The 19778-nt window shown below is 56.9% G+C and carries 15 protein-coding genes; all 15 read right to left on the minus strand.

Annotated elements, in window-relative coordinates; translation table 11 throughout:
* Positions 1-81: 81 nt before the first annotated feature.
* Entirely contained in the window at positions 82-1587 is a 1506-nt protein-coding gene (locus tag KA369_00170) for an NAD(P)/FAD-dependent oxidoreductase (protein ID MBP7734360.1), read from the minus strand.
* Between the two features lie 77 nt (positions 1588-1664).
* Complete coding sequence (locus KA369_00175; GenBank protein MBP7734361.1) at positions 1665-2822, minus strand: 2Fe-2S iron-sulfur cluster binding domain-containing protein; 1158 nt, start codon at positions 2820-2822, stop codon at positions 1665-1667.
* Between the two features lie 80 nt (positions 2823-2902).
* Positions 2903-4060 (minus strand): acyl-CoA dehydrogenase family protein, encoded by a 1158-nt coding sequence (locus tag KA369_00180; protein MBP7734362.1) that lies wholly within the window; start codon positions 4058-4060, stop codon positions 2903-2905.
* A 65-nt stretch (positions 4061-4125) separates the two neighbouring features.
* Positions 4126-5694, minus strand: coding sequence for an AMP-binding protein (locus KA369_00185; protein MBP7734363.1), 1569 nt, complete (start codon positions 5692-5694; stop codon positions 4126-4128).
* Between the two features lie 79 nt (positions 5695-5773).
* A complete protein-coding gene (locus tag KA369_00190; protein ID MBP7734364.1) occupies positions 5774-7780 on the minus strand; it encodes an enoyl-CoA hydratase/isomerase family protein in 2007 nt (668 codons plus the stop codon).
* Between the two features lie 110 nt (positions 7781-7890).
* Positions 7891-8439 (minus strand): hypothetical protein, encoded by a 549-nt coding sequence (locus KA369_00195; GenBank protein ID MBP7734365.1) that lies wholly within the window; start codon positions 8437-8439, stop codon positions 7891-7893.
* Between the two features lie 44 nt (positions 8440-8483).
* Positions 8484-9641 (minus strand): acyl-CoA/acyl-ACP dehydrogenase, encoded by a 1158-nt coding sequence (locus KA369_00200; protein MBP7734366.1) that lies wholly within the window; start codon positions 9639-9641, stop codon positions 8484-8486.
* Positions 9642-9734: 93 nt separating this feature from the next.
* The gene (locus KA369_00205; protein MBP7734367.1) at positions 9735-10187 is read right to left on the minus strand and encodes a MaoC family dehydratase N-terminal domain-containing protein; all 453 of its coding nucleotides are present in this window, start codon (positions 10185-10187) and stop codon (positions 9735-9737) included.
* A 51-nt stretch (positions 10188-10238) separates the two neighbouring features.
* Positions 10239-10655, minus strand: a complete 417-nt coding sequence (locus tag KA369_00210; protein MBP7734368.1) for a Zn-ribbon domain-containing OB-fold protein — start codon at positions 10653-10655, stop codon at positions 10239-10241.
* A gap of 16 nt (positions 10656-10671) precedes the next feature.
* Complete coding sequence (locus KA369_00215; protein ID MBP7734369.1) at positions 10672-11856, minus strand: thiolase family protein; 1185 nt, start codon at positions 11854-11856, stop codon at positions 10672-10674.
* A 19-nt stretch (positions 11857-11875) separates the two neighbouring features.
* Positions 11876-13321: a hypothetical protein gene (locus KA369_00220; protein ID MBP7734370.1), complete on the minus strand. Its 1446-nt coding sequence runs from the start codon at positions 13319-13321 to the stop codon at positions 11876-11878.
* A 98-nt stretch (positions 13322-13419) separates the two neighbouring features.
* On the minus strand, positions 13420-15039 hold the full coding sequence (locus KA369_00225; protein ID MBP7734371.1) for an FAD-dependent oxidoreductase: 1620 nt from the start codon (positions 15037-15039) through the stop codon (positions 13420-13422).
* A 60-nt stretch (positions 15040-15099) separates the two neighbouring features.
* Positions 15100-15864, minus strand: a complete 765-nt coding sequence (locus KA369_00230; GenBank protein MBP7734372.1) for a glucose 1-dehydrogenase — start codon at positions 15862-15864, stop codon at positions 15100-15102.
* A gap of 225 nt (positions 15865-16089) precedes the next feature.
* Positions 16090-17808: a long-chain fatty acid--CoA ligase gene (locus tag KA369_00235; GenBank protein ID MBP7734373.1), complete on the minus strand. Its 1719-nt coding sequence runs from the start codon at positions 17806-17808 to the stop codon at positions 16090-16092.
* Positions 17809-17893: 85 nt separating this feature from the next.
* Positions 17894-19759 carry an acyl-CoA dehydrogenase gene (locus tag KA369_00240; GenBank protein ID MBP7734374.1) on the minus strand — a complete coding sequence of 622 codons (1866 nt, stop codon included), beginning with the start codon at positions 19757-19759 and terminating at the stop codon, positions 17894-17896.
* Positions 19760-19778: the final 19 nt, after the last annotated feature.

The raw sequence follows: 19778 nt of genomic DNA on the forward strand, positions 1-19778 counted from the left end.
TTATTAAAATACAACACCATAGGTCATAATCCTCGCCCCTATCCGCTCGCGGGCCTATGACCCGCAGCGAAAAGCGTGCCTTCAGCCTTTCATTCCGGCGGTCGAAATTCTCTCTTTCTCTAGAATATCAAGTCCGACCGCCCTTCCATTCATCAGGGTCGGGTGAAATCCTCCCGGATTGTTCGTCCATGCCCCGACAAAGTGGAGTCCCCTGACACGGGGACGGTCCATGGGAAACAGATAATAATGCCTGCCGTAATGGTTGAATCCGCCGATGGCGCCGCCGGGGGCGCGGGTGAACCGCACATTGGTCAGCGGGGTGGCCACCTCGATTTCCTCGATGTGCTCCCTGAAACCGGGATAGAATTTCTCCACCTGGCCGAGGATCTTCTCCGCCCCCTCGTACTTTGCGTCACAATACCGGTGAGGCGGAATTGACAGCCATCGCTCGCCGTTTTGATAATCGACGATCGTCACCAGGGACGTGCCGGGAGGCGAACAATCCGGGTCATCCACGTTGTAGCAGGATATATAGAGGGGCCGCTGGCCCGGGCCGAGGATGAAATTCATCGATTCATTCATGGCGATGTGCGAATGGTCGCAGTCAAGGGCGATGAAGAGTATGAACGTCGAAGGGCCTATGGCGCTCCCGCGAAAAGATCTCATCTGCCCTTTCGGTACATCGGCGCGATCCATCATTTCCGTGTAAACAACCAGGGGGGACGCGTTTGAGACGACATTCTTTGCGCCAATGACGTCGCCGGACTCGGTGACAACGCCCACAGCCGCTCCGTTTTCCACTACTATCTTGCTTACACCGCAGTTAAAACGAACGTCTCCGCCGCTTTCCTGAAATCTTCTTACAATGGCGTTTGATAGGGCCTGGGAGCCGTTCTTAATTTGATATGATCCATATTCAATATACAGAAAGAGCCATATCGCCAGATCGATCAGACTTATCTGTTTGGGCGGTCCGGAATAGGCGCTGAATATCCCGACGATGAGCTTTAACAGCGGATTGGTGAAAGACGAATCAAGTACTTCCTGCAGGTTTTTATAGGCATGGTTGGAATACACCGGATACTTCTCAGCCGAAAACCCCGTATCCAATCTGGCGTTGATATCGACGGTGTCGAAATTATAATGATACAGCTCCTGGAACTCGTTCCAGCAGTGGTAAATCAGCGCAAAAAAATCATCGATGTTTTTGCTTTCCTCGGGAAATTTTCCTTTTAAAATTTCGATGATCTCCTCACGGTTTGCCGGAAGCGTCACGTCCAGATAGCCGGGGACCATGACCCGGTAGAGATTTTTCATTTCCACCCATTCTAAAAGGTCCGTGACGCCCAGTGAATCCAGCGCCGTCCTGAGGGGCCCGGGCTTTTCCTTTGAACCCAATCCGCTCAATTGATGCAACGCCACCTCGAACTCGAAGCGGCCCCTGCAAAAACTCGTGGCATAGCCGCCGGGAACGTTGTGCTGCTCGAGCATCAGCGTTCTGAGGCCGCCCTGGGCGAGGGTGCAGGCAGCCGTAAGACCACCGTTGCCCGCCCCGATTACGATCGCATCATATTCCGCGTGATTCATGGCCCTTCTTTATATTACGCCAGACTGTGATATATGCTTCATACTTTCCCGTGTTGTCCTGCCGCGCCCCTGCGCGCCTATAGCAAAATTTCCAGATCGCTCAACGGATAGGCGGAGCAGGCGTGGACATAGCCATGGGCCCGATCCGATTTTCTCACCAGCGAGCCGGATGCCTGGAATACCTTCCCCGAAATGACCTTGACACGGCACAGGCTGCACCGGCCGGAGCGACAGCTGTGCTCCACCGTCATGCCGGCCCGCTCCATCGCAACCAGCAATGACTCTGACACCGGGGCTGCGATTGTCCGCCCGCCGGCTATACGGATGGAAAAGACATCATCGGGCGCAACATCGGCCGGCCAGGCCGGGTCGTCGCAAATTCCGGGCCCGGGTCCGTACACTTCCTGCCTGATACGGCGCCCGGGAACGCCGAGCTTATGCAGGTCCGGGACGCAGCGCCCGTACATCTCCCCGGGACCGCACAGGTAGAACATGGCGGTATCAATGGAGATGCCCAGCTTTTTGACAAGATCGGCATCAAGGAAGCCGGTCTGTTCCGTGCAGCCCGCGGCCGGCTCAGAGATCACCGGGGTATAAGTAAAATTGGCGTGGCGGCGCGCCCGGGCCGTCAGCTCCTCATGGAAGATGGCCTCCTGCGGGGTCCTGCAGCCGTATAACAGGCTGATAGTTCGGTCAAGGCCGCGGTCCGTAACTTCCCGGATCATGCTCATGAAGGGCGTTATGCCGCCGCCCCCCGCCATAAAGACAAGGTTCTTCCCGTGGAAAAGCGGGTTGTAATGGAAATGTCCCGCCGGGCCGGTGGAAACAAGGACGTCCCCCACACGCACCCGGTCGAGCAGGTAGGATGAAACGAAGCCATGAGGCGCGCGCTTTACCGTAATGTCGTAATACGCCGTCTGGCAGGGCGATGACGAGATGCTGTAGGGACGGCCGGTGCGGACCCCGTCGATCTCGACCAGGACCGTGATATGCTGTCCGGCCTGGAACGGAGGAAGGGGCCTGTCATCCGCCACCAGCCGCAGCGTGGCAACGGAGTCCGTTTCTTTATGAATCTCGGAGACGCGAAGCTTCAACCGCTTCGGATGAAGCCGCTCCACCGCGTCGCGCCACATCCCCTTGCGCGGGATGCAGTCAACGCCGAATGTCCCGCGAAGCTCGATCTCCTTCCTGATATCCTCATAACCCCGGATCTGATGTTGTGAATCGCCGCCCATCAATCACCCGCGTCCTTTGACAATGACATGATCCATATCATAATGACAGTGTTGCCATGCATCTGAGACATGTATTACTCCTACGCCTCCAGAGCGAGGGACTTCGCGATATTCTCTTTTATGATCTCCACCGACTCGCCGCCGGTCAGCATGACGATCGCGTCCCGCAAATAGCGCTGAGCGTCATATTCCCGCGCGTATCCGTACCCGCCGAGGATCTGGACGCAGTTAAACGCAGCGGTGTTGGCTGCCCCGACCGCGTGATAGCGCGCCATGACGGATTCAATGGCCGGATTCTCTCCCTTGTCGTTGAGCCATGCCGCCTGGTAGGCGATCAATCGCGCCCCGCTGATCTGGATGGCCATGTCCGCCAGCATGTGCCGGACCGCGCCGAAATCGATGATCGGTTTTCCGAACTGAACGCGGTCCCTGGCATACTGGGATGCGTATTCATAGGCCCCCTGGGCCATGCCGAGGGCGGCGCTGGCCACTTCAATGTTCTCGGATTCCATTATGCGCTGCAGCTGCGTCCAGCCTTTGTTCGCCATCTCCGGCCCGCCCAGGACATCCGACGCGTCCAGAGCGACATCCTTGAACTCAACGGCGCCGATATTGATCGAATCGAACCCGACCCTGTCCACGGACTTCACCGTAATTCCTTTCTTCTTCGAGTCGACGATGAACACGGTAAGCCCGTGCTCCGGTTCCTTCTCCGGGTCCGTGCTTGCCAGCACGAGAAAGTGATCGGCGCGGTCGGCCAGACGAACGCCGACTTTGGCGCCGTTCAGGACAAAGCCGTTTCCCGATTTTGCAGCCCTTGTTTTGGCCGAGAACTGGCCGTAGGCGTCATCCGATTCCCTGAGGGCATAGGCGAAGAGCGACGCCTTCTCCACAATCGCCGGCAGCAATCGCTTCTTCTGGTCCGCACTGCCGAGGGCGGAAATGATATTTCCGCCGCAGAATGTCGACGCGATGAAAATCGCCGCGAGGGAGGGATACAATGCGGCCAATTCCTCGACCACGAGCACCGCTCCTATGGTGTTGGGCCCGCCGCCGCCGTACGTTTCGGGGACTATGAGGCCGCAAAAACCCATGGTCTGGATCGTCTTGAACAGACCGGCCGGAAACTCCCCGCTTTCGTCCATTTTCTTGACGCTGTCGCGGCTGCATTCCCGGACGACGAAATTATGTATGGTTTCTCGAATCAGTTGCTGCTCTTCACTCAATGCAAAATTCATCACCCACTCCATTGATCTATATTGACTTGTTCATTCACACAGGGACTGACAAATCCTGCATGCTCTCACACCAGACGGTCTTTCCCTTTCCAGTAGTTCGCGCGAATGGCCTTTTTGTCGATCTTCCCGAGATTCGTCACCGGTATTTCCTTCCAGAACTCGACGGTCTTGGGGGTTACGAGGCTGCCCTTCCTGTCCTTGACGAACTTGATCAATTCCTCTTCCGTCGCGCCCTTTCCTTCATAGAGCGCGACTATCGCCTTGACCTCCTCTCCCCACTTGTCGTGGGGGACCCCGATGACGGCCACGGTTCTCACCGCCGGATGCTCGTAGAGGACATCCTCGATCTCACGGGGATAGATGTTGAATCCGCCGCTGATGATCATGTCCTTGCAGCGGTCCACTATGTACAGGTAGCCCTCTTCGTCGAATTTCCCCATGTCGCCGGTATGGAGCCAGTCGTCCCTGATCGTTTCAGCCGTGATCTCCGGGTCCTTGAGATAGCCGTCCATCATGTTGATATGCTTGACGATGATCTCGCCCGCCTCCCCGGCGGGAACGTCATTCAGTTTATCGTCCACGATCCGTATCTGACAGGGAAGCGTTGGCCTGCCGCAGGAGCTGAATATCCGCCGCTCCCTTTCCGGATCGCTTATGACATGGCCTTCCTTGGGCAAACAGCAGATCGCCATGGGGGCCTCGGTCTGGCCATAGAGCTGCGTGAAAATCGGCCCGAACCTGGTGATGGCCTGCTTGAGGCGCTCCGGGGCGATGGCCGACGCGCCGTAGATGATATTGCGCCAGCTCGAGGTATCGTAGGTGCTGATATCCGGATGATCCATGAGCACATAGAGCATGGTCGGGACCAGGAACGCGGAGGTGATCTTTTCCTTTTTCGTCAGCTCGAGGAACTCCTTGGGATCAAAGTGGTCCATGATGAGGCATATGCCGCCACGGATGAGTATCGGGATCATGAGGCAGCCGCCGGCGTGGGTCAGGGGAGTCGCGAAACAGAACACTTCATTGTAACTGATACGGAACTCAAGGAGCTCGGTTATAAAGGTCCCCACCCAGGCGCGGTGGGACAGCATGACTCCCTTGGGAAGACCCGTGGTTCCCCCGGTGAAATATATGCCGCACAGGTCCCTGGGCTGGACTTCAACATCGGGGACCTGGGCCGGGTATGACTCGATGAGGTCCTGCATGCGGATATGCCCCTCCGGGACCTTTGAAGCGTCATCGGCGATGCAGATGAAGGTCCTCACCGTTTCCAGGTGAGGGATCATTTCCATAACCCGCCCCACCATCTTCTCGTGGTAAATCAGGGCCTTGCATTCGGCCCTGTTCATCATGTAGATGTGGTCGTTGTTCGAAAGGAGCACCGCCAGGGGGACCCGCACGATGCCGCACTTGGCCAGGGCGTATTCGGTAAAGATGTATTCCGGGCAATTGGCCATCAAAAATGATATGCGGTCGCCTTTCCTGAAATCAAGCTTCGTCAGGGCATCGGCGATGCGATAGGCCTTGTCCTGCATGTCCGCATAGGTATACGATACGTTTCCATACTTGATGGCGCAATTGTGCCTGTAAAACGTCACACACCTGTCATAGAGATCGCCAACACTGTAATCCATCATAGCATCCACCCCCAGTAACCCTGCATAAAGATCGAAATGATCTTTTTGATCCACCATCATGGCAATACCCATAGCGTTATTTATAAAAATTCTTATTGAACATGGTCTTTGACAATCCCGTGAGATCGGCCCACTTCATCGGGCCTCCCTTGTCCGCCGGGAAGCCGATCCCCCACACAGCGCCGATATCGATCGACCGGGGATCGTTGATGATCTTCTTTTCCAGGAGCTCGTTTCCCGTCGCTATGAAGGGAGTAAAGAGCATCTCCTGTATCTGCTCCTCGCTGTATTCTTTCTTTTTCCCGTCAGGATTGATGAGCGGCAGCGCTTCGACGTCGACCTTCCCTTCCTTGTCGTAAAAGCCCTTGCCGTTCTTGTTGCGTCCATACCGTCCGGCCTTGTAAAGATTCTCGATCGCCGGCGGCGCGGTCTTCTTGAGGGATTTCGTGAGGACCAGATAGGACGTATCTATCCCCACCTCGTCGGTCAGGCGTATGGGCCCCACCGGGAGCCCGAACTTCATCATGGCGTTATCGATGCTTTCTATGCTGACGCCCTCCCCGAGAAGCTCGTATGTCTTGATGAAGTAGGGGAAGAGCATGGCGTTGACCACGAAGCCGGGATTGTCGTTGCAGACCACGGGGCGCTTCCTGAGCGCCGCGGCCAGGGCGATGATGTTGTTAATGGCATCATCAGACGTATCTTTGCCGCGAATGATCTCCACGAGCTCCATCTTCCATACCGGCGAGAAGAAGTGTATGCCGGCGAAGCGCTGGGGATTTTTCACGCTCTGCGCCAGCAGGTTGACCGGGAGGCTGGAGGTGTTGCTCGCCAGTATGCAGTTGTCCGGGACCACCGTGCAGAGGGAGCGGTACACCTCGTCCTTGACCGCGGGGTCCTCGAACACGGCCTCGATGACCACGTCGACATCCTTGAAATCATCGGTCCAGTCCGTCACCGGGATGATGAGCTTCATGAGATCGTCGACCGGCTTCGCGAGTTTTCCCTTTTCCGCCATCCCCTCGAGGACCTTCTTTACCGCGGCCTTCCCCGGTTCCAGGGCGGCGGGAAGATCCTTCACCACCACCGGCTTCTGCAGGCGCCGCAATATTTCGATGACAATGCCGCGTCCCATGATGCCGAATCCGAGGACGGCGAGCTTGTTTATCTGTTTCACGGCGAATCCCTTCGGTATCATCGCCTGGGGCTTGTCGGAGTATGTTTTAAGGAAGAAGGTATTGATCATGCCCTTCGCTTCGGGTGACCTGAGCACGTTCATGAAGCACTGGACCTCCAGCGCCAGTCCGTCGGCGATCGGCATCTTGAGTCCTTCTTTAATGGCCTTGAGAGCGTATTTCGGCCCGGGCAATTCCCTGCCCCGCGACGCCTTGAGAACGCCCTTCGCGGCCGTGGCAATCACCTCGTCCAGGCCGGACAGGTCCTGTTTCGGGCGCTTCAACGCCGCGGTGCCACCGGCGACATCCTTGGCGAAGACCTTCGCTTCTGCCAGGAGATCGGCGCTTTCCGGAACGATCTTGTCGATGAGACCGGCCTCCAGGCCCTTTTTCGCCGGCATGACCTGGCCCTTGAGTATGATTTCCAGGGCCGCGTACCCGATAAGCCGCGGCAGGCGCTGGGTGCCGCCGCCGCCCGGCATGAGGCCCACGGATATCTCGGGCAGTCCCACCAGGGTCTTGGGGCTGTCCGTGGCGATACGGGCCGTCATGGCCAGAGCGAACTCGTAGCCGCCGCCCATGCACTGTCCGTTGATCGCCGCGATTGTCGGTATGCCGAGGTTTTCCATTTTCAGGAATAGCTGGGTGAAACGCATGCAGCGGGCCTGGAATTTAGGATAATCGGTTATGCTTTCAATGAGGGCCAGGTCCCCGCCGGCGTGAAAGGAGCTCTTGCCGGAGATGAAAATAACGGCCTTGTAATTCGATTTTTCCTTCTCGAGTCGTCCGATCAGCTCGTCGAAATCCTCGACTGCCTGATCGGTCCATGTATTGACCGCGTCGCCGGCCACGTCGAACCGAACGATTGCCAGATCATCCTGCTTTTCCAGATTGAATACTTTTGCCATAGTGACCCCTCTACCCTGTTTTTGATTGTTCTTAAAACGTTATAACATCAATTCTGCCGGACAGCCTCTCCCGCCTGTGAACATCCATCGAATACGGTCGAGCGCCGCCATCAGCACGTGATCTCCCATTCGCAATAGACCCCGCAGCCCAGCGTTTCGGGCGGTATTTTCCTGGGACGGGCCTTCATGGTCGGACTGAAGTAAGCGGCCTGGAAATCGAACATGCGCTGCTCGATAATGCGGCAGAAGCTTCCCTCCCGGCCCTCTCCTTCCTTCACCAGGGCGTCGATCGTCGGGCATTTGGTCACCCGAATGACCCCGTGGTTTTTCGATATCAGCTCGAGCTCCGCCTCAATGTTCCCGGACCATGCCATGAACTGCGTGGCCTTGAAAAAAGCCTCAACATCGTTGCCGGTTATGTTGAACATCCTGGTTACATGCTTCAGCTCATAGCGCATGTGCTTTTCCCACACCCGGAGGTCCAGCTCCATGGCCGTCTCGTTGCCGAATTTCTCCTTGGCCGCGAGATACCAGAATCCGTCCACCGCCAGGAACATTTTCCGATATAGTTCAATCCCCCTGAGCTTCATATCCTCGCTGAAGGATTCCCAATTCAGGTCCGGCCTGAACTCACCGGCGTAATCATTCATTCCGCCCATCGAGCCCTCCATGTTTCAAACATAGACGCCGCGTCTTCCGGCGCTCAGACGCCCTTCAACCCTATGACCTTGCTGATTATGTTCTTCTGGATCTGGGACGTTCCGCCGCCGATCGACAGGATCAGTATGTCGCGCAGATAGCGCTGCAGATCATGGTCCATCGACGATCCGTCCATCCCCAGGATGTTGACTCCCTGTTTTATGACATTCTTGCTCGTTTCAGCGGCGAAATACTTGCACATCGAGGTCTCCTTGGTCGGCGACAATCCGGCGACCTCCTTCCACGCCGTGGCGTAGGCGAAGGTCCGGGCGACCTCGAGCTCCGTGGCCATCTTCGCCAGGGTGTGCTGTATCGCCTGGGTGTCCACCGCCTGGCTGCCGCGCTGCAGCTTCTCGATGGCGTAGGCCAGGGCGTCCTCGTACGCGGCCTGGGCCATGCCGATGGCGCAGGCGGAGAGCATCAGGCGCTCCTGGTTGAGGAGCTTCATCTCCTGCTTCCACCCGTTGTTGAGCCCCTTCTCCTGGCCGCCCAGTATGTATTGGGGCAATACCTTCACGTTCTCGTAATAGACCTCGCAGGTGTTCGAACCGTGATACCCGAGCTTGTCGATCTCCCTGGTCGTGTACCCTTCCTGGTTCGTGTCGACGATGAACGACGTGATCCCGCCGTACTTGGAAGAGCTCGTGCGGGCGAAGGTCACCGTGTACTGCGTGACCCCGGCGCCGGTGATGAACATCTTGCTGCCGTTGATCAGCCAGTGCCCGTCCTTGAATTCCGCCTTGGTGATGATGCCGGCGGCGTCCGATCCCGCGTTGGGCTCGGTGATGGCGAAGCTGAACATGATCTCGCCCTTCGCGAGCTTCGGCAGGAATTCCTGCTTCTGCTCCTGGCTTCCGTTGACGGAGATGATCTCATTTCCGTACAGGAGTATGTTTCCCAGGGCCCAGCAGAGCACCGGCAGCCTGCGAGACACTTCCTCGAAGATGATCATGAGATCGAAAACATCGCCGCCCATCCCCCCGTATTCCTTTGCCACGTTGATTCCGCACAGGCCCAGGTCGGCGAACTTCTTCACCAGGTCCGCGGGAAACTTCCCCTCACGGTCGATTTCGCGGGCCCTGGCGCGGGGTATTTCCGTCTCCACATAGTTGCGGATGCGCTCGCGCAGTTGATCCTGTTGTTCGGTAAATTTAAAATCCACGGTTAATGTCTCCTTATGATCGCTTCCAGGGGCGGTTTCCGCGCGCCTCTATCGGATACGGAAATGCGGCCCTCGGCATCAGGCTCGTTTTTACTACTGGGCCCCTTTGCGGAACATGAGAAATTTCATGTCAAAGACCATGACCGTCTCGTTCCGCTGATTTGTTATCGTGTATCGCCAGGTCTGTATCCCCTGGGTGGGCTTGGTCGTCTCGCGCCTCTCTATGACAGAGACATTGTTGGTTATGGTGTCCCCGATCTTCACCGGAGCGACCATCTTCATATTGTCCGTTCCCATCCACGCGATCATCGAGCCGCCTTCCACCCTGGCCAGTCCCGCCATGCCGACGGCCATGCCGAATATGAGGGGCCCGTGGGCCAGCCGTTCCTTCATTGGCGATTTCGCCGCGTATTCCTTGTCCATGTGGATCGGATAGAAATCCATGGTCAGTCCCGCCCAGTTAACGACATGGGTCTCGGTCACCGTTATCGATGGCGTCACAAACGAGAATCCGACATCAAAATCTTCCCAATATTTATCCGGCATGTCATTCTCCTTCATTCATGCTTAATTTTCTCACGGCTCGAGCCCCCGCCCCTATTTCGCGGCGGGTTTGAATTTCGGCAGCGTGACCTCGTCCGTGAGCTTCTCGAAGACCACTTCCACCGGCATGTCGCAGCGCACATCGTGGGGATCGCACCCGACTATGTTCGTGAGCATCTGCACGCCCTTTTCCTGGAGCTTCACTATGGCGATCACGAAGGGCATATCGTCCACGAAAGCCGACGGGCAGTTGCTCTCGACCACCGTATAGGAATAGACGGTGCCCCTGCCGGACGACTGCACCCATTCGAGCTTATCCGAAGAACAGTTGATGCAGGCGATGCGGGGATAAAAGATGTTCGTGCCGCAATCCTTGCATCTCTGATAGATGAATTTTCCTTCCTTCGCGGCCTCCCAGAAGGGCCTGGCCCACGGATTTATTACCGGTACCGGCTTCTTTGGCTTGTCCATTGCAATCCTCCTCTCGTCATGGAATCTCGGTTCCCAGGATGGTCACCTGGGCGTCCATGTAGGTCCCTCCGGTGGCCGTCTCCAGGCCAAACCGGGCGTTTGCGACCTGCCGATCCCCGGCCTTGCCCATGAGCTGCCGCACGGTCTCGATCATAAGGGCCACGGCGCCGCCGGCGCCGGTGTGCCCCTGCGACAGCATTCCGCCGTTGGTGGTGCAGGGCATTTTCCCCCCCGGCCAGGTATCGCCGTTGAAGAACATCTTCCCGCCCTGGCCCCGTTCGGCGAAACCCAGCTCCTCGAATCCGATGAGCTGGTAAATGGGATAGGAGTCGTATATCTCCGCCACGTCGATGTCCCTGGGACCGATCCCGGCCATGTCAAAGGCCATTTTCCCGGCCCTGGCCCAGCCGAACCTGCTGATATCCGGCTCCTGGGAGTAGACGAAGTGCGTCACCGCACCGCCCTCTCCCAGAAGGTAAACCGGCCTGTCGGTGAGATCGCGGGCGCGCTCCGCCGATGTCACGATGAACGCGGCGCCGCCGTCAAAGAGCATGTTCGACATCTTCGCCCGCAGCGGCGTGGAAAGCATCTTGCTCGCCATCACCTCTTCCAGGGCCAGGGGCTTTCTGAAAAAGGCGTTCGGGTTGAGCTCCGCCCACTTGCGGTTGGAGACGCAGATCGAAGCCAGCTGCTCGTCGGTCGTCCCGGTTTCGTGCTTGTAGCGCATTGTCGCCAGGGCCGCTATTGCCGAATAGTGCATGCCGTAGGGCACCTCCCACTCGCCGGATATGCCGGCGGTGGAGAAAAGGTCGATGCCGCCCTGGAGGCTGACGCCCGTGCCCAGCTTGTCCGCGTGCACGAAGAGGATCGTGGTCGCCCCGCCGCTGTTGATGAGACTGGCGGCGATCTCCAGGGCGCAGGTGCTCGAGGAGCCGCCGGCGAAAATCTGGCAATTACGCTTTACGTTTTTCAGTCCCAGCTCCTCGACGACGCGGCACGTGACCAGCTCCGTGTTGAAAACGGGGCTGAAGAGCGACGCGGTCGGCAGCACGTAGTCGATATCGTCCTTCTTGATTCCCGCGTCCTTGATGGCCATACGGGCCGATTCGATCGCGTAGCTGATCGCGGCGGTATCGGGATATCTTCCCGTCGGGATTTCACCGATGCCAATAATGGCAATCTTTCCCTTGAGCTTGCTCATAGCATCCTCCCGCTGCTCCTTATTTTTTGATGCCGGCCATTTCCTCAGCGAGCACCTTGGCCTTGGCGACGACCTTCTTCGCTTCCATGAGAATCGTCATGCGCTCGGCAAAGGGGGACCCTTCGCCATGGAGGCAGATGGTCTCCAGATCGCCGGCGGTCAGGCGCCGTATCAGGTCGAACATGCGCAGCCGGTGCTCCGTGGGAACGTCGGGGTTCGCCTTGAGATATTTATCGATATCGTCATGGGTCTCCGGGTTCTGCCAGTCCCTGTAGGTCGGCGCGGTTACGAGGAGGCCTCCCGCCAGGTCCTGGATGATTTCCACGATCTTGTGATAGTTGTGCGCAAAATGATATTTGGCGATATTCGTCGTGATCGGGTTCGGCACGGGGATGCCCGCATGCATGGTATGATCCAGGCAGGCCGAACGGGAGAGCGCGTTCAGCGTCTCGAGGTAGATGACGATCTCGGTTATCTTTTCCTTGACATGGGGCGCCTGTGACACGCCGTTATAGTCCGCTATGGCGGCGGCGATTCCCAGGAGCTGTTCGCTCAGCGGAATGCGGTAGGCGCAGCCCGTTCTGCGGTGCATGAGTGCGAAGTTGTAGACGCAGGTGGCCGCCGCCTTCCACTCCCCGCAGAGGAACACGCGGTCGTTCGGAACAAACACGTCGTCGAAGATAATGAGGGAGTCGGTGTGCATTTTCCGCAGCTCGTTCGCAACCGGGAACTCGTCCTTGCTGATCCTGCCGCGGAAGGGCCGCACGATCTGGCGGATCCCCTTGGCGTTGGCCGGGACCGCGACGGCGACCGCGTAATCGCTGTCCTCCGGTCCACTGAGGGCGCGGCACGGAAGGGCGAAAAAGTCGTTGCAATAGGCGGCCCCGGTGATGTGCACTTTAGCGCCGCGCAGCACGATGCCGTCCTTCCTCTTCTCCACGATGCGGAGGTTGAAATCGGGGTGCGCCTGCTTCGGATCGGACGGTCGGAGATGGCGGTCGCCCTTGACGTCGGTAACGCCCGCGACCACGCACTTGTCGGTCTTCTTGAGATGCTTGCGGTAATTCTCGATACGCTCCAGGTACACCTTGCCTTCGTCGCCCAGGGTCCGGGCGGTGATGGCTATGGCGTTCATGGCGTCGGCGCCGATGTCATGGGCGAGGGGAATATAGCCCTCTCCCAGCTCGGTGGCCTTGATAATCAGATCAAGATGCTTCAGGAGATCGTCGGCATTTTGGGGGACATGGTAATAGCGGCTGATGTTTTCCTTCAGCTCCTCGTCATACACGAGGGCGAGGTCCTTGTACTGGGGATCTTCGGCCATGTGATAATCGACCGCCACCGTCTCAACGCAGGCCTTGAGATCGGGCTCTTCGTTGACGTTCTCGATCTTCTTGCCCTTGTAATACACGATCCTTCCATCGTTTAAGCTGTCCTTATATTGTTGCGGAGTCATCAAACCCATAATGATTTCCTCTTTTCTAAAAATTTTTTCTTCTTATTATCAATTATAAAGGGCGCACTGGCCGTACGGAACGGCCGGCGCCCCTGAATCAATACATGCTACCAGGATTTCACCCTCGCCGGCATTGCCCGGTGATAGGGCTTGAACACCTTTTCCTCCAGGTTGGAGCCCATCATGGTGTCAACGCAGAGAGACGCGCTCAACGCCGCGGCGTCAACGCCGCAGCCCCAGAGGCGCTCGCCGTACTGGTCGCCTGCGAAATAAAGCCCATCGACCATCTGCGCCTTGACGTCAATGCGGTCATACCCAACGGGCTGGATCCACGCAAAGGCATGGTCGGTGCACATCCAGAGCAGAAAATCCATCTCCGACTTCCATTTGTCCGCGCCGAAAGTCCGCTTCCACCACCGCTCGTTCCATTCGATGACGCGGGAGACCTTGTGGGGATTGCGCATTTCGTCGTGGGTCATGGCGGTCGAGAAGATCCAGCCGTGCTTGCCCTCGGGAGCGCTCCCGGTTTCCTTGGTCAGGCTCGGGTTGGAGTTGCTCCCCTTCGCCGTGGACGCCAGGTTCCAGAGGACCATGTCTATGCAGCCGCTGTAGCCCTCTTCGGTTCCGATGACATCGGGCATATAGATGAAGCTCCGCTCCTCGATGCCCTTCGCTTCCCACACATTTGATTTCATGTTGCCGAAGCCGGTGATCATGCCGGCGCCCCAGAACTTCTTCTGGATGCGATCCACGACATCTTGCGGGAAATAGCGGGGATGGATGACATTGAGCATCTGCTTGGACGGGATGTTGCAGATCACCTTGTCCGCGTAAACGGTCTTGACCCCTTCGGCGTTCTGATAGGTCACGCCCCTGGCGACGCCCTTCTCGATGACCACCTCGAGAACATTGGTGTTGCGCATCACCGTGGATCCCTTTTCCTTCAGCAGCTGCTCCATGAGAAGCGCGAAGGATATGGTGCCCGGGTTCGCCACGGTCGAGCAGGAGCCTTCCACCAGGTTCATCTTGATGTCGCCGGCGATGCACATGTGTCCCAGGACATCGGGTGCCGGCGTCATGCGGAGGTCAGCCTGTCCCGTCTGCGACGCTGCCAGGACCTTGATATAATCATAGGCTTCCTTGTGCACGTTCTTCGATCTGAGCCAATCCTCGAAGGATATATGAGCCGTCTGCGCCACATCGTTGAAGCTCATCGTGGCCATTTCCCGCAGGGCCTTCATCGTGGACTTGAAGCCTTCGGGGCTCATCCACTGATAGGGCTCGTTTTTTCCAACCTGGTATGCCTTGTTCCCTTTTTTATAATCCACGAAGGCGAAGCCGACGTTGCAGGGCATATCAACGGGTTTTCCCAGGTAATCCATCAAATTGCGGATTTTCCCCTTGTTTCCCCAGAAAAGCCCGTGCCCCGTGTCTATTGTCGTGCCGTCAAAGAGGCCCTTTTCAAAACATTCGTCAACGTCGGGAGTGCACTTTGGAATCCAGGCCCCGACCATAGCCAGGGCGCGCTTGAACCCGTTGGCGTCCAGCTCCATCCCGTCAATGGTCACCTTGTTGCCCTTGCCTACAAACGACGCCAGGCGGCCGCCGATAAAGGGCGCTCTCTCGAGCACCAATACCTTTTGATTGAAATCCTTCGCGAGAAGACACGCCGTGCCCAGACCCGCGACGCCGGAACCAACCACTATAACATCATAATCTTTTCCCATGGTTCACCACCTTTTACTTTTCATAATGATATCTACCCGTGCGCACACGCGCCGGCGCGCCTATATTGAGCCGCCTCCGTCCGCCACAAGGATCTGGCCGGTCATGTACGAAGAAGCGTCCGACACGAGGAACAGCGCGATCCGCGCGATCTCCTTGGGCGCCGCGATCCGCCGGAGCGGCGTATGGGCCATTTCCTGCTTCAGCAGCGGCTCGTTGCTCCAGAGGGCCTGGCTGAACTTGGTCTTCACGACGCCCGGCGCTATGGCGTTGACGCGGACGCCGAACTCGCCCAGTTCCTTGGCCATGGAGCGGGTCAGCATCCCGATGCCCGCCTTGCTGATGCAGTAGAGGCCGAGCCCGATATCGGGTGATACGCCGCCCACCGAGGATATATTAAGGATATTGCCTGATTTCTGGTTCTGCATGACCTTCCCGACCAGCATGCTCATGATGGAATATCCCTTGAGGTTGGTGACCATGATCTGGTCATACATCTTCTCGTCCATGTCCACCAGCAGCCCCATGCCCGGATTTGTCGCCGCGTTGTTGACCAGTATATCGATGCGCCCGAATTCCTTTACCACGCCGTCAACCAGCGCCTTGATGGTTTCCGCCTCGCGGTTGTGATAGGCCATGCCGACGCCCTTCCTGCCCATCGCCTTTATCTTACCGGCCACGACATCCAGATCGGCCTGCTTGCGGCTCGCCACCACGACATCGGCGCCGGCATCGGCCAATTGCAGCGCGATTGCCTCGCCTATACCCCGGCTGCCCCCAGTTACCAGCGCGACTTTCCCGTTCAGAGACAAATAAGATGCATCCATTGTGATTCCTCCTGAAATTTTTGCTATTGATGGCCGCTGCCATGTAGTGTGGATAGCCCATCAATTAAACATCATTATTGACGTTGATTAATATTTTGCTGATACTACCGCTTACAATTTTATTGAGTTTTCCTTGTACATTTCATCAATCAGCGATGAGTACCTGGAATTGATGACCCGCCGTTTCAATTTAAGGGTCGGGGTCAGCTCGCCGCTCGTCTGAGTCTACTCGTTGGGGATCAGGCGGTACTTTTTGATCTCCTCGACCCGGCCGAATCCCTTCATTTTTTTCTTAACCTCCGTGTCGAACAATTCCTTGACCTTTTGATGCGAGAGAAGCTCTTCTTTTGATCCAAACGCTATCTGGTTCTTGGCCGCCCACGCCTCAAGATCGGGGAACGACGGGACGATAAGCGCCGTCAGGTAATTCCGATTATCGCCTATAACGGCGACCTGCTCGATGAACGCGGATTCCTTAAGGCTGTTCTCGATATTCTGCGGGGAGATATTCTTCCCGCCGGAAGTGATGATAATGTCCTTGAGCCGTCCCGTAATAATAAGGTTTCCCTCGTGGTCGATGACCCCGGTATCGCCGGTCCTCAGATAGCCGTCCCTGGTAAAGGCCTCACGGGTCGCCGTTTTGTTCTTGTAATACCCCACCATAAGCTGCGGTCCCCTGATGAGGATCTCGTCGCCGGCGCCGATCTTGACCTCCGTGTTTTTCACCGGAAGACCGACGGTCCCGAGCCTGATATGGCCCACCGTGTTGAAATTCGTCACCGGGGAGGTCTCGGAAAGGCCGAACCCCTCAACGATATGTATGCCCATGCCTATGAAGAACTGCGCGTCCAGAGGATTTAACGGCGCGCCGCCGCATCCCACGTAGCGCAGATTATCAATTCCGAGCGCCGCCTTCAGCTTAGTGAAGATCAGCTTGTCGGCCAGATTATACTTATAAGCGAACATTCCCTTCCGCTCAACGCCGTTACACACATAATCCATGTTCCGCTTCCCCACAGACATGGCCCATTTGAACAGCGCTTTTTTAATGGCCGGGGCAGACGCGACCTTGCCGTACACGCCGGCGCGAATTTTTTCCAGAAGGCGCGGCACCGTGGCGATCAGGGTCGGCTTTGAAAGCTTCAGGTCGTCCAGCACCGTGTTGATGTTCTCCGCGAAGTAGACCTTGATGCCGGCATAAACGCAGCCGTAGTAGACAAGGGTGCGCTCAAAAACATGGGAGAGCGGAAGGAAGGAGAGCACCTTCTGCTCCTCGTTGATGAACATCGGAAAAGCCGAAAAGTGCTGATCCACGTTGGTCATGATGTTCCGATGGCTCAGCATGACTCCCTTCGGATCCCCCGTTGTGCCGGACGTGTAAATAAACGTAATAAGGGAGTCCGGCTTTACCGCGCTGAGACGCTTATCAAAGAGCTTCTTGTCCTTGACGCCGGCGCCGGCCTTGAGAGCCTCCTTGAACGTCTTTACTCCCTTAATCTTTTTATCGATTTCATCGAAAACGACTATCTCGAGCAGCCGCGGAAGCTTTTTGCGGATCTCCAGGACCTTGTCAAGATGCTCCCTGGTCCCGACAAAGCATATGCGAGAATCGGAATTGGCGAGTATATACTGGGCTTCGACGGCGGTATTGGTCGCGTAAATCGGAACGGTGATGGCGCCGATCGATATCGATCCCATATCGGCTACCCACCATTCATATCGATTCGGAGAAAAGATCGCGACCTTGTCGCCCCGCCTGATTCCCTTCGAGACGCAATAGAGGCCGATGGAACGAACCATTTCATCCATCTTGTTCCATGAAATTTCCTCAAACATGCCCTGATTATTTTTTTTGAACACGCAGGGCTCATCTCCCATCTCTTTCACGCGGCGCTGGAAGATTTTGGGCATTACAGTGTCTTTCGCAATTTTTGTATCCTTCATAATTACCCCACCTTTTTGGGCTTATCCCATCCCAATCCCCCCCTGCACTAGTCTGGATGCACGGGGAGAGTCCACACCGGCCCCGTCAATTATTCGTGGAGAACGATTCGTCCACGATCTCGACGACGCTGATGTCCTCGCTTTTTATTGCTTTTACCGCGGCAAAAACTTCCGGGAGGACGTTTTTAATGAAATACCGCGCGCTCGCGACCTTGCCGGAATAGAACGCCGCATCCCTGTTCTCTTTTACGAACGCCGCCATCGCAATCTTGTCGGCGTCATTCACATTCTTAGTTTTCGTAAGTGCATCAAGCCGCTCCTTTGCGATGCCGGCCTGCCACAGAAGTATCCACGCGCACACGACCTTCCCCATCATCATCAGGAACGGATAGGCATGACAGATCGGCACGAAAAATTTGCCCTGCTTCCCGCAGGAGGCGAAGAAGATCCCCGTGCCGGCGAGGGCGTCCACCGCCTCATCGACATCGGCGGCGAAATCCGGAAGGCTGCCTTTGTATTTCGCGACAGTCGCTTTCATCTCCCCCAGCAGTCCCATGAAATAGGCGCCCTTTTTCATCCCCAGCTTGCGGCCGATAAGATCCAGGGACTGGATGCCGTTCGCGCCTTCATAGATGGACGCGATCTTCTCGTCGCGCATGAACTGAGCCACCGGGTAATCGCTGCAGAAGCCGTAGCCGCCGTATACCTGTATGGCGAGCTCCGTAACCTTGAAGCCGATATCCGAGCAGAAGGCCTTGCAGATGGGAGTCAACACCTCGAGCATGCCTTTCCATTTTTCTTTTTCCGCTTCGTCTTTCGCGATCGTTTCCCTGTCAATGGCGATCGCCGCGTAGTACATGAGGCCCCGCATCGCGTCCACATGGGACTTCATCCAGAGAAGCATTCTCCGGATGTCGGGGTGCTGTATGATAGGAACGCGGGGGGCCAGGGGATTTTTCATCTCCAGCAGCGACGACCCCTGGAGGCGCTCCTTGGAATAGGCAAGGGCGTGCAGATAGGCTATGGAAGCGCTGGTCAGTCCCTGCATGCCGACGCTGATCCGCGCCTCGTTCATCATCTGGAACATGATCCCCATGCCCTGCCGTTCCGCTCCGAGCAGCTCTGCATGGCAATTGTCGTTGTCTCCGAAATTGATTACGCAGGTCGCGCTGCCGTGAATGCCCAGCTTTTCTTCGATTTTGCTGATTTCGACGTCGTTACGGTGCCCAAGGCTCCCATCCTCATTGACCAGGTACTTGGGCACGAGAAAGATGGAAATGCCGGCGGTCCCGGCCGGGTCCCCTTCGATCCGCGCCAGAACGGGGTGGACCACGTTGCTCACCAGGTCGCTGTCCCCCACGGTGATGAATATTTTCGTTCCCTTGATCCTGTACGTTCCATCGGGCTGACGAATCGCCTTTGTCGTCAGGCTTCCCACATCAGAACCGGCCCCGGGCTCCGTGAGACACATGGTCCCGCCGAATTCGCCCGTCACCATTTTGGAGAAATAACGCTTTTTCTGGTCATCGGTGCCATAGGTGAGTATCAAATGGGCGGCGCCTTCGGCAAGTCCGGGATAGGACAGGAAGGAAAAGTTATGGGCAAACCAGTCCATGGACGCGAAGCGTATGATCTGCGGAAGCCCCTGGCCGCCCGCATCCTGGGGGAACGTCATGGAGTTCCATCCGCCCTCGACAAAGAGCTTATAGGGCTTGTGAAAACATTCCGGCACATGGACCTGGCCGTTTTCCAGGCGGCACCCCTGCTCGTCCGACTCTTTCAGGGTGGGAAAGATCTCCCTGATAGAGAGCTTTTGAGCTTCAGATAAGATCATATCGAATGTTTCCGTGGAAAAATCGCCATAGAGCGGCGAACTGCAGAGAGAACCAACATCGAGCATTTCATGCAATACGAACTGTTGATCCCTTTCATCGACTATCAAATTTGCCATTTGCTCCTCCGGTGGTAAC

Source organism: Spirochaetota bacterium, from assembly GCA_017999915.1.
Classification (GTDB): Bacteria; Spirochaetota; UBA4802; order UBA4802; family UBA5550; genus RBG-16-49-21.

Bases quoted from the DNA above. Each gene is read 5' to 3' on its own strand.
- KA369_00195 (MBP7734365.1), bottom strand. From the start codon at position 8,439: ATGGGCGGAATGAATGATTACGCCGGTGAGTTCAGGCCGGACCTGAAT.
- KA369_00210 (MBP7734368.1), bottom strand. From the start codon at position 10,655: ATGGACAAGCCAAAGAAGCCGGTACCGGTAATAAATCCGTGGGCCAGG.
- KA369_00180 (MBP7734362.1), bottom strand. From the start codon at position 4,060: ATGAATTTTGCATTGAGTGAAGAGCAGCAACTGATTCGAGAAACCATA.
- KA369_00190 (MBP7734364.1), bottom strand. From the start codon at position 7,780: ATGGCAAAAGTATTCAATCTGGAAAAGCAGGATGATCTGGCAATCGTT.
- KA369_00170 (MBP7734360.1), bottom strand. From the start codon at position 1,587: ATGAATCACGCGGAATATGATGCGATCGTAATCGGGGCGGGCAACGGT.
- KA369_00175 (MBP7734361.1), bottom strand. From the start codon at position 2,822: ATGGGCGGCGATTCACAACATCAGATCCGGGGTTATGAGGATATCAGG.
- KA369_00185 (MBP7734363.1), bottom strand. From the start codon at position 5,694: ATGGATTACAGTGTTGGCGATCTCTATGACAGGTGTGTGACGTTTTAC.
- KA369_00230 (MBP7734372.1), bottom strand. From the start codon at position 15,864: ATGGATGCATCTTATTTGTCTCTGAACGGGAAAGTCGCGCTGGTAACT.
- KA369_00225 (MBP7734371.1), bottom strand. From the start codon at position 15,039: ATGGGAAAAGATTATGATGTTATAGTGGTTGGTTCCGGCGTCGCGGGT.
- KA369_00220 (MBP7734370.1), bottom strand. From the start codon at position 13,321: ATGGGTTTGATGACTCCGCAACAATATAAGGACAGCTTAAACGATGGA.
- KA369_00235 (MBP7734373.1), bottom strand. From the start codon at position 17,808: ATGAAGGATACAAAAATTGCGAAAGACACTGTAATGCCCAAAATCTTC.
- KA369_00215 (MBP7734369.1), bottom strand. From the start codon at position 11,856: ATGAGCAAGCTCAAGGGAAAGATTGCCATTATTGGCATCGGTGAAATC.
- KA369_00240 (MBP7734374.1), bottom strand. From the start codon at position 19,759: ATGGCAAATTTGATAGTCGATGAAAGGGATCAACAGTTCGTATTGCAT.
- KA369_00205 (MBP7734367.1), bottom strand. From the start codon at position 10,187: ATGCCGGATAAATATTGGGAAGATTTTGATGTCGGATTCTCGTTTGTG.